This window comes from Gluconobacter japonicus (assembly GCF_002723975.1).
GTDB lineage: Bacteria > Pseudomonadota > Alphaproteobacteria > Acetobacterales > Acetobacteraceae > Gluconobacter > Gluconobacter japonicus.
Genome location: NZ_BEWO01000024.1, coordinates 1 through 9,628, shown reverse-complemented (window position 1 = coordinate 9,628; position 9,628 = coordinate 1). Strand labels below are relative to the sequence as shown.

General features: G+C 52.8%; 8 protein-coding genes and 1 pseudogene. 5 read left to right on the top strand and 4 right to left on the bottom strand.

Going from position 1 to position 9,628, the window contains the following annotated elements; translation table 11 throughout:
- Nucleotides 1-129: pseudogene (locus GJA01_RS15775) on the top strand (IS481 family transposase); the annotation flags it as partial.
- 89 nt (nt 130-218) lie between these two features.
- On the opposite strand, the gene GJA01_RS12580 reads toward GJA01_RS15775, so the two are convergent.
- The 4 genes from GJA01_RS12580 to GJA01_RS12565 all read right to left on the bottom strand — a co-directional run bounded on the left by GJA01_RS12580 (nt 219) and on the right by GJA01_RS12565 (nt 5,984).
- Nucleotides 219-3,278 (bottom strand): efflux RND transporter permease subunit, encoded by a 3,060-nt coding sequence (locus GJA01_RS12580; protein ID WP_062502477.1) that lies wholly within the window; start codon nt 3,276-3,278, stop codon nt 219-221.
- Nucleotides 3,279-3,282: 4 nt separating this feature from the next.
- Entirely contained in the window at nt 3,283-4,401 is a 1,119-nt protein-coding gene (locus GJA01_RS12575; protein ID WP_062502479.1) for an efflux RND transporter periplasmic adaptor subunit, read from the bottom strand.
- Nucleotides 4,402-4,436: 35 nt separating this feature from the next.
- Nucleotides 4,437-5,624, bottom strand: coding sequence for a TolC family protein (locus GJA01_RS12570; RefSeq protein WP_062502478.1), 1,188 nt, complete (start codon nt 5,622-5,624; stop codon nt 4,437-4,439).
- A 93-nt stretch (nt 5,625-5,717) separates the two neighbouring features.
- Nucleotides 5,718-5,984: a metal-sensing transcriptional repressor gene (locus GJA01_RS12565; RefSeq protein WP_061928764.1), complete on the bottom strand. Its 267-nt coding sequence runs from the start codon at nt 5,982-5,984 to the stop codon at nt 5,718-5,720.
- A 491-nt stretch (nt 5,985-6,475) separates the two neighbouring features.
- Here GJA01_RS12565 and GJA01_RS12560 point away from each other — a divergent pair, with 491 nt between their 5' ends.
- The 4 genes from GJA01_RS12560 to GJA01_RS12545 all read left to right on the top strand — a co-directional run bounded on the left by GJA01_RS12560 (nt 6,476) and on the right by GJA01_RS12545 (nt 9,496).
- A complete protein-coding gene (locus tag GJA01_RS12560) occupies nt 6,476-7,018 on the top strand; it encodes an RrF2 family transcriptional regulator (protein WP_010505093.1) in 543 nt (180 codons plus the stop codon).
- 35 nt (nt 7,019-7,053) lie between these two features.
- Complete coding sequence (locus tag GJA01_RS12555; RefSeq protein WP_062502476.1) at nt 7,054-7,443, top strand: cupin domain-containing protein; 390 nt, start codon at nt 7,054-7,056, stop codon at nt 7,441-7,443.
- Between the two features lie 21 nt (nt 7,444-7,464).
- The gene (locus GJA01_RS12550) at nt 7,465-8,373 is read left to right on the top strand and encodes an NAD-dependent epimerase/dehydratase family protein (RefSeq protein WP_099282392.1); all 909 of its coding nucleotides are present in this window, start codon (nt 7,465-7,467) and stop codon (nt 8,371-8,373) included.
- Nucleotides 8,374-8,851: 478 nt separating this feature from the next.
- On the top strand, nt 8,852-9,496 hold the full coding sequence (locus GJA01_RS12545) for a TetR/AcrR family transcriptional regulator (RefSeq protein WP_061928757.1): 645 nt from the start codon (nt 8,852-8,854) through the stop codon (nt 9,494-9,496).
- Nucleotides 9,497-9,628: the final 132 nt, after the last annotated feature.

Below are 9,628 nucleotides of genomic sequence, written 5' to 3'. Positions count from 1 at the left end.
TAACTTCGGGCGAAGGCTCGAGAGGCTGAGTGGCCTCATACCTTACGAACACGTCTGCAAATATGGACTTGAGAGCCAGAAAAATTCATTATCAATCCAACTCATCAAATCCCGGGACTAAAAATATAGGCTCAGGTTCTGATTATTTTTGCGGAGTTACTACCGATGTTCAAATGGTGAAAAGTATATCATATGTCTCCACCATTTTTCTCAACGTATTATCGGGTGCGGTTATTGAAAACGAATGCGTATAATGACGGTAACACCAGAAGGGTTAATAAGGTTGAAGACACCAGTCCACCGATCACGACTGTTGCCAATGGTCGTTCGACTTCTGCGCCTGCACTTCCAGAAAACGCCATCGGAAAAAAACCGAGACTTGCAACAGATGCTGTTGCAATTACAGGGCGCAGACGCACTCGGGCAGCTTCAAATGAAGCCTTTACAACAGCCATTCCTGACTTCTGGTAAGTCCGTATCTGGGACACAAGCACGACACCATTGAGAATGGCGACGCCAAACAAGGCGATAAATCCAATTCCCGCTGCGATGCTGAACGGCATGCCTCGAATAACCAGTGCAAGAATACCGCCAGTAGCCGCCACAGGAAGATTCACAAACACCAAGGCCGCCGCTCCCGGAGAGCCCAGCGCCGCGACAAGAAGACCAAAGATCAGAACCAGCGCAATCGGCACGACAATGGAAAGTCGCCGACTTGCAGATTCGAGATTACGGAATTGCCCAGCCCAGGACATGCGGTATCCAGCAGGGAGTTTAACCTGCTGTGAAACAGCATTTTGAGCTGCTTTTACAAAACTCGCAACATCCCGGCCACGAACATTTGCCTGTACGATAATCCGACGATTCAGGCTGTCTCTATCAATACGGGACGTTCCGTCAATGAGGGAAAGACGTGCAACGTCCTGAAGCATGACCCAGCCCGCACGGTCGGACCGGCGTATCTGAAGCCTGCCGATCTGATCCATGGAAACCACGGCATTTTTTGAAAACCGCACCTGAGATGGAATAATCGCATTGTCCAAAGTAATGGATGTTCCAATGCGTCCTCCTACCGCTTCTACGGTCTGAAGAATATCAGGAACAGCAACCCCCAGACGCGCCGCTGAATCGCGATCCACATCCACATGGATATACGGCATCACGCCTTCGTTTGCAGAATTGACATCTGCCGCCCCTGGAACACTGCTGATGGCCTTTATCGTTGCGTCCGAAAGATGGGACAGCATTTCAAGATTGCTGCCATAAATAGAAATCGCCAACTGCGTGCGGACACCAGAGAGAAGGTCATCCATCCGCATCTGAATAGGCTGCGTCCAGGAATATTCTGCATCTGGAAGTCTCTCACGAAGCGCGGCACTCATTTTTCCAACAAGACCAGCTTCGGTACTTGCTGTTGTCCACTGAGAGCGCGGCTTGAGAAAGATGAACGTATCCGTTTCGCCTGTTCCCATCGGATCTGTTGGAATAGCTGAAGTCCCAGTGTTGCTGACAACAGTTTCAACGTCCGGGAAGTTCTTGAGAATCCGCTCCTGCTCGGTCACGCCACGCAAAACGGTTTCCAAAGATGCACTTGGCAGCCGTAAGGAGTTAACAAGAAGTGAGCCTTCATCAAGCTGAGGGACAAATTCACCGCCCATCTGACTGGAAAAGAAAACAGCCACTCCAAACGTACCAAGCGTAATACCAATGAGCAGTCTGACATGATGCTCACTCCAGGCTAGTGCAGGTTCGTAGTATCTTCGCACAAACTGCACGAACCGTGTTTCACGGTCGACAGGGCCATACTTCATGAAAAAAGCTGCAAGCGTTGGAATGCAGATAATGCAGTAAAGAAGGGATGCAATCAGCGCCATGATTACTGTCTGTGCCATGGGCCGGAACATTTTCCCCTCGATCCCTTCAAGGGTCAGGATCGGGAGGTACACGATAATAATGATGCCTATTGCAAAACTGACCGGCTGAATAACCCCCAGCAGCGCTTTGTGGGCAAGTGTCCTGAAACCCTCTCTGCTGTCGGTCTGGTTGCGCGTTGTCAGAAGATGCTCCACCACAACCAGGGAACTGTCGACGATCATTCCGAAATCAATAGCACCCAAACTGAGCAGGTTGGCAGAGACACCAAACCAGCGCATTCCTGCCATGGCAACAATCAGTGCAGCAGGGATTACGGAAGCAATAACGAACGCCGCTCGCCAGTCTCCAAGCACCACAACCAAAGCCGCCATGACAAGAATGGCGCCGATGATCAGGTTCTCTTTGACGGTCCCGATTGTTTCCGTCGTCAGGGTGGAGCGGGTATAAAACGGATCCAGTATCACGCCTTGTGGAAGGGACTGACGGATCCCCGGGAGGGCAGCATTAATAGCTCGCAGAGTGGCGTTCGAACTGGCGCCATTCTGCATCAGGACAACCCCGTTAACGATTTCGCCTTGCCCATCGCGCGTCACGGCACCAAGACGGGTCCGTGTTCCAATCGCAACTTTTCCCATGTCACGGATACGGATAACATGCCCGTGCGGCCCTGTTTTGACAGGGATGAGACCAAAGGACTCAAGTCCTGTTATGCGGGCACGGGCTACAATGACCTGTTGCTCGTCATGATGGGCAATCCACCCCCCTCCAGAGGAGGCATTATTGGTTGAAATGGCTTGATCAATGTCATCTATAGAAACGCCGAAACTCACCATGCGGGCTGGATCCAGCGTAAGCTCAAAAGTCTCTTCCGCACCGCCATTGACGTTGACGTCCACAACACCGGGCACAAGCTTCAACTGAGGCGCAACAGTCCATGTCATGATCCGATTCAGCTCTGTGAGTGAGTACTCAGATCCTTTGATCTGGATCTGCATGATTTCGCCCATCCCAGTGGCAAGCGGCCCCATGGTGATGGAAATTCCGGGCACGGAAATGGTGTCCCGGGCTAGTTGAAGACGTTGACTGACCCGTGTCCTGTCCAGATCAATATTGGATGAGTCTGTGAATTTCAGGTAAACAGCGGAGACCCCTGTTCGGGAAATGGATCGAAGGTCTGTCACACCCGGTATGCCGGTCAGGCTTGATTCCAAGGGAAAAGTAATCAGTTTTTCCACTTCCTCGGTCGCAAGACCGGGAGCCGTGACCGATACCATAACCTGTTGCGGTGAAATATCTGGGACAGGCTCGACGGGAAGACCTGGAATGGTCAGAACTCCACCGATCAGCAGAGCGACAACAATACCGAGTAAAAGATAGGTATTTTTCTGGATGAAAGCTAACATTGCCTCAGTCGCCGCCTGAAGTTTCAACGATCGCAGCACCCTTGAGTGCAAAACTTCCCGCACTGACAACCCGGCTGCCGTCATGTAGGTCCGTCAGAATGACAGCGTCATCATCCGTTGACAGAACAACGTGAACTTCGTGCGGCTGGAACGTCTTTCCATCGGTAGCCGCATATACAATGTCATGACCATCAATCCGCTGAATGGCGGCGGTTGGAACAATAAGTCCGGTGGCATGACCTGTTGTCTCGAAGTTCACATCCAGCATTGCGCCTGGCCGCAGCTCGGCTGGTGGGCTTTCAATCACACTGGTCACCCGGAGCAAACCAGTGTCAGGATTGGCCATGCCATCAATCGTGCTGATATGTGTCGAAAGTGGTAGCTGCCCTTCATGGCCGGACAACTGGATGAAGAGACGATCTCCAACAGCAAGATTTTGAGCATCTTCCGGACGAACCTGCGCAACAATCCATACTGTTGACAGGTCTGTCACGACAGCCACAGGCTCGCCAGCCGTAATATCAGCAGAAACTGCCGTGCTGACGCTTTGAACCACACCGTCTACCGGTGAGATCAGGCTCGAAGCCTCTCCATGCCCGATCGTTTCAGTCACAGAGGTGAATTCTTCCTCAAGCCGATGTCGGATCGTCGCGCTGTCAGTTTTCCGCGCGGCCAAGGAGGCCTGTGCCTGCTGAAGCATGGAAAGACGACGCTGAACATCACCGATGGAGACTGTTGTCCCACTCAAAGAACGTCCGCGCTGATAGGATTTTTCAGCCTCAGAAACCGCAGCATGTGCTGAAAGGAGCGCAGCATTGGCCTGGCCCTGCTCAAGATAAAGTTCGTGAAGAGAATGATCCGTATAAGTAATGAGGATCTGCCCCTTCCGAATACGCTCTCCAGGTGTGACCAGAACCTCCGTGACTTTACCGCTTCCTGCAGGACGGATCGTCACAGAGCGTGTCGAATTCGCCATAACGCTGGCCATCGCTGGAAGAAGCGCGCGCAACTCGCCTGATCTGACGGGAACTATGGTAATTCTCTCACTCTGTTGCGCTGCTGCAGTCAGAGAGACAGGACGCAACCAAGTCGGCGTTTCCGCATGACAGGTTACGGTCAGCATGCTGAACAGCCATGCTGAAAAAAGGCATTTAAATTTCAAGGGAGCGTCCCTGTGGAAATACAGATACGAATAATCGCGCTACGCCATGCAACCTCAGCCTGATTCAGCGTCAACAAAGCACGCCAGGCTTCAGTTCTTGCACGAAGGACTTCAATGAGAGGCGTCTCGCCCAGTTGCCAGGAATGTTCCATCGCATCTGCACGCTTCATGGTCTGGGAAGCACCGGTCTGGGACTGGAGAAGCATCACTCGGGCAGCCGTCACGCGCGCCATGACCTGAGCCAGTTCATTATGAACGGCCCGTCGCGCTTCGACCTCGGCACGCATGGCAGCAGCCAAACGGTTCTGTGCGGCTGAAAGAAGCGGCGTATGCGTAACGTCACTCGGCAGGGGAACACGAATGTTGACGCCAACCTGTGTTGCCCAAGGGCTTCCGTATTGCCCTTGATCGATTGCATCAATGCCAATTTCAGGGTTGGGCATGAAACTGGAACGCGCCAGATGCATGTCTTCCTGAGCAGCCATAACTGCGCGATGTGCGGCTTTAATACGGGGGTCCAGATCTTCCAGAGCCTTAGGGTTTCCTGTTGGAATACGCGCGAGCCATGGGGCTTGCGCAGCAAGAAGATCCGGAACTCCCTGAATACCCAGAAGTGAAAACAACGCCACCCGAGAACGCGTCTGGTCTTCTTCGGCCTGCGCCAGTTCAGATCGGGTTTCAGCAAGCTGCGCGTTAACGGCCTGCACTTCAACGCCTGTTGCTTCACCTTGCCCTTTCGAGCGGTTGGTCAACAGCGCGATATGCTCCAGAGATCGTACGATCATCCGAGCAGCGATCACTCTGCGATCCGCAAGAATGGCTGCGCTTCCCTGCTCAAGCACACGAACGGCGATAGCCATCCGTTCTACTTCAACGCGGGCCAGTGCAGCCTTGGAGTCCGCTTGAGCAAGATGTTCCGTCGCAGAGCCTTGTCCCGGCAGCCATAAAGGGACAGAAACGCCTCCCTGCCAGGTGACGTAACCAAGATTGGTTCCTGCCGCTCGATCATCGCTATAGCTCGCTGTTAATACAGGGCCTCCGGCGAACCACGATTTTGCAGCAGCAGCGCGCGCGTCGGCAGATTGGGTATTAATAGCCAGCTCCTGCCGCACTGGATCATTTTCCCAGGCTGCTGTGAGCGCAGTTCGTAAAGGAAGAACGGGGTCACTTGCAGCGGAGGCCATTGGTGACCATGCGAACATGATCAGGCCAGCAAGTTTTGTTACCCTGAGGGCCAGGGGGGTAAGTTTTCTTGACGCTCGCACCTGGATCGTTCCTTAAAAATATTTCACGAGAAAAGAAAATTCCTGTACGGCATCTTCACGGCTCATCTGTCCGCTGGCGATTGCATCAATGATGCAGTGCTCCAAATGTTCTTGAACGAGAAGTCTTTTGGCGCCTCGCACCGTGCTTTCAATCGCCTCAAGCTGCTGTGCAAGGTCGGAACAGGACCGACCTGCATCCACCATCTCGATGACCTTGCTGATATGACCTTGCGCCTGCTTAAGGCGACGTTTGATGAGGGGGTGCGCTTCGTGTACCATTCTTTTTATCTACCCTATAGGGGAGGGGGTGGCAAACACTGTTTTTATGTCGATACGTGATTTGCTTTGCGTGCCTGAATAATACTGACTGTCATGATCTGCATGATTGAAAAGCAAACTGGTGGCGTCTGATGTAGGGCCAGAGCACGTTGTAACGCTGTTATGTTAAGATCTGCTGTCATACCGATCTCAAGGTTCAGCCGATGGCGCTATCCGTAAGAAGAGTTTCAGTGCCACAGGCAGATAAGCCTAGCCTTCACGTGTCCAGATGTATGTGACGTTTGCTTTCTATTTCCGGTTAACCGTTATTGTGGGGAAGTCCTGGTCCGCAAGATTTGGTTCAATACTTTTTTCGTACGAACTGTTCGTGGTCACTGAAAAATAAAGGTTCAATAGCGCCACATGAGCGAACTGTCCGTTTGGTAACTGCAGGGTTGGAATAACTTCTATAGTGTATTGCGAATCAAAACGCAGACTTATAAGGTCCGCGTATGACACTTTATGGCGCCAGCACCGAATATATTCTGCACAGCTTGCTCTGGCTGGTCGATAACCCAGAGCCTGTAAGCAGTCTCGATCTTGCAGAACTGCAGGAAATTCCAGCGGCTTATGTCGCCAAATTGCTTCCCAAACTTGAAAAGGCGGGTCTGCTCACTGCGGCAGAGGGCTTGAGAGGTGGCTACAAACTGGCCCGTCCGGCTGATGATATCAGCGTTTTGGCTGTGGTGGATGCGGTGGAGGGCCGAAAGAGCCTTTTCAATTGCCAGGAAATCCGTGGTCGCTGCGCCCTTTTCGATAAACAGCCACCCGGATGGGCGACGCAGGGCGTCTGTGGAATTCATGGTGTCATGCTGCGAGCCGAGCAGGCCATGCGGCAGGAACTGTCGCAGACTTCACTCGCGGATCTCGCTCGATCAGTCCGGGATAAGGCACCTTCTCCTTTCTTCGGACAAGCGCAGTCGTGGTTCGACGAACGTGTCCAGACACGTCGGACCAGCAAAGTCAGGCAACGGAAGCGGTCAGCCATCTCATGACCGTGACTGGTCTCTTAACAACAGGAACATTGAAAATGCGTAAACTTATTGCTTTCGCTGCTATGGCTGCGGGTTTCTGGACCCATGGTCTTCATGCAGAAACGAAAGTTACACCTCTGATGGAGCATGACCTTCCCGGTATTCCCGGTAAGGAGGGCGCCATGCTGACGGTAGACTACGCCCCCGGAGGCTCGGACCCGATCCACCGACACAATGCTTCAGTCTTTGTGTATGTCTTGAAAGGAAGCATTATTATGCAGGTCAAGGGCGGCGCATCTGTAACATTGAAAGAAGGGCAGAGCTTTTTTGAAGGCCCAAATGATATCCATATTGTTGGTCGCAATGCCAGTCAGACGGAACCTGCGCGTTTTCTTGCATTTTTCGTCAAAAACAAAGCTGCTCCGTTCGTTGTTCCGGTAAAGTGATTTTAGGGATACCAAATTATCATGAAGGTCTTTTTAGCTGGAGCTAGCGGCGCATTGGGCCGTCCGCTGATCAACCAGTTGCGGGATGCAGGGTGTGAGGTCTGGGGACTGGCACATCGTCCCGATAGTCTGGAGACAATAGAAAAGCGCGGTGCTCATCCCGTGAAAGGAGATGCCCTTGATCGCGCCAATATTTTTGAGCTCATTGAACAGATCCGCCCGGACGTGGTGATCGATCAACTGACTTCCCTGCCGTCCAGTCCTTTCGATTTGGCTCAACGCCTGCCTGCTGATCGTAGATTGCGTCTGGAAGGCGGTGGCTATCTTTTCGAGGCAGCACAGACATTCCATGTGCAACGTTATGTCCAGCAATTATCCGGGTTTTATCTGGATGGTGGGGACGGGCTTGCAACGGAAGCTTCGCCCTTGAGAACCAGCGCTCCAGGGACCATTGGTGCCAGTGCACGCATGTATGCAGCGCTGGAAAAGCGGATTTCAAGTGCGCAGGAGATGGAAAGCATCGGGTTGCGCTATGGGTTCTTCTACGGTCCCGGGACATGGTACTGGCCTGATGGTGCATTCAGTCGCCATCTTCTCAAGGGGGAAGTCTCTCTGATCGGCAAGGCGAAAAGCACACTCTCTTTTATCCATGTAGACGATGCTGCCCAGGCAACGGTGGCAGCTCTTACAGCGCCAGCCGGCCTTTATAATGTTGTAGATAATCATCCGACGAAAATGTCTGAGTGGCTTCCAGCGTACGCACACTGGATCGGAGCTGATGCTCCTCCTTGCCTCGATGAACGAGAGGCTCTTCATTTACTGGGAGAGGAAAGTATTTATTTTCAGAACAGCCTTACGGGTGCATGCAATCGGAAAGCTCTTCAGGTCATGGGCTTCAACCCACAACAGCCTTCATGGCTCAATAAATAAATTCAAGTATGTTTTCTGCTCAGTGGATATGAGATGGTCGTTTGTGGGATAAATATTTGCACCCTTTATGACCGATATAAAGACGAAATTGGCAACTCCGGACTTGCGGGAGATCTCCTTTGCCTTGCGATTGTCTGCTAAGAAACGGAAATGCCGATCCAACCGGAACTAAAAGTGCTCTAAAGGTCCAGAGGAACCTGGACGTTCAGATGCGTGGGTTGGGGGACCGACGAGGATGATGTCGATCTGACAGATCAGCGCATGGTTGTAGAACCGGTTGGAAACGTCATCCAGACCATTCATCCCCGATCAGGGCAAGGCCAGAATGAGTGAGGTTCTGTTCGCGCCCGCCTTCTGGAGCGCTGCAGTCGTTTGTGAACCAGGGTTTAACTGCTCGGGCATTTCCTCCCTAGGGGAGTATCTGTATGAAAGATATCCGTTCTGGACTGTTTTCCGGTAGGAGTTTTCCCCTAGGCCTATGACTGTTTTATCCCCCTCCGCTCCTGTGGTTGTCCGTCGCCGGACACAGGCCGATCGCAGTGCGGAGACGCGCGCCAAGGTCATTCAGGCAACCGTTATCCTGCTTCAGACGCAGGGCTATGCCGCGACGACCATCCAGCGTATCGCCAAAATGGCTGGCGTCAGCCTGGGGGCGTTGCAGCATCAGTTCCCAACCAAGGCACAGGTTATGGCGATGGTGCTTCGGCATTATGCCGTCAAGCGCGCGCGGCTCTATCGCCGTGCTTTGAGTATGAAGGGCAGCCCCGAAGACAGAGTAGACGCCATGTTGGACACGATGTGGCGACTGGTGACGGAAGGGCCGGAATTTCTGGCGACGGTGGAAATCGAGCTGGCGCGACGAAGTGATCCGGATCTGGAGGAGGTGACGGCCCCTGTTCTGAAACGGATCGATCAGTTTATGACCCGCTGGCTTTCTGGTCGCAGGCTGGCGCCACCGGATCCACATTTCGTCGAGTTGCGTCTGCTTAACTCAGCACTTTTACGAGGGCTGGCGGTCGAGCGCGCGCGTGGTGTGCCTCTGGAGGATCTGGAGAGATCCTTTGAGACATGGCGACGCTTCTCGAGGGCAGAACTGCTCAGAGTTGCGGATCGCCCAGCCTGAGAACTGTTCAGCGTGTGGCAGAAGATGCGACCGCTCGCGGATCATTGCATTTTTAGAATAATTTTCTTGACGTTCACAAAACAAGTAGGTTGTATTGCTTTTATATTGGATTACAGGCGATCTGTCCCGTAA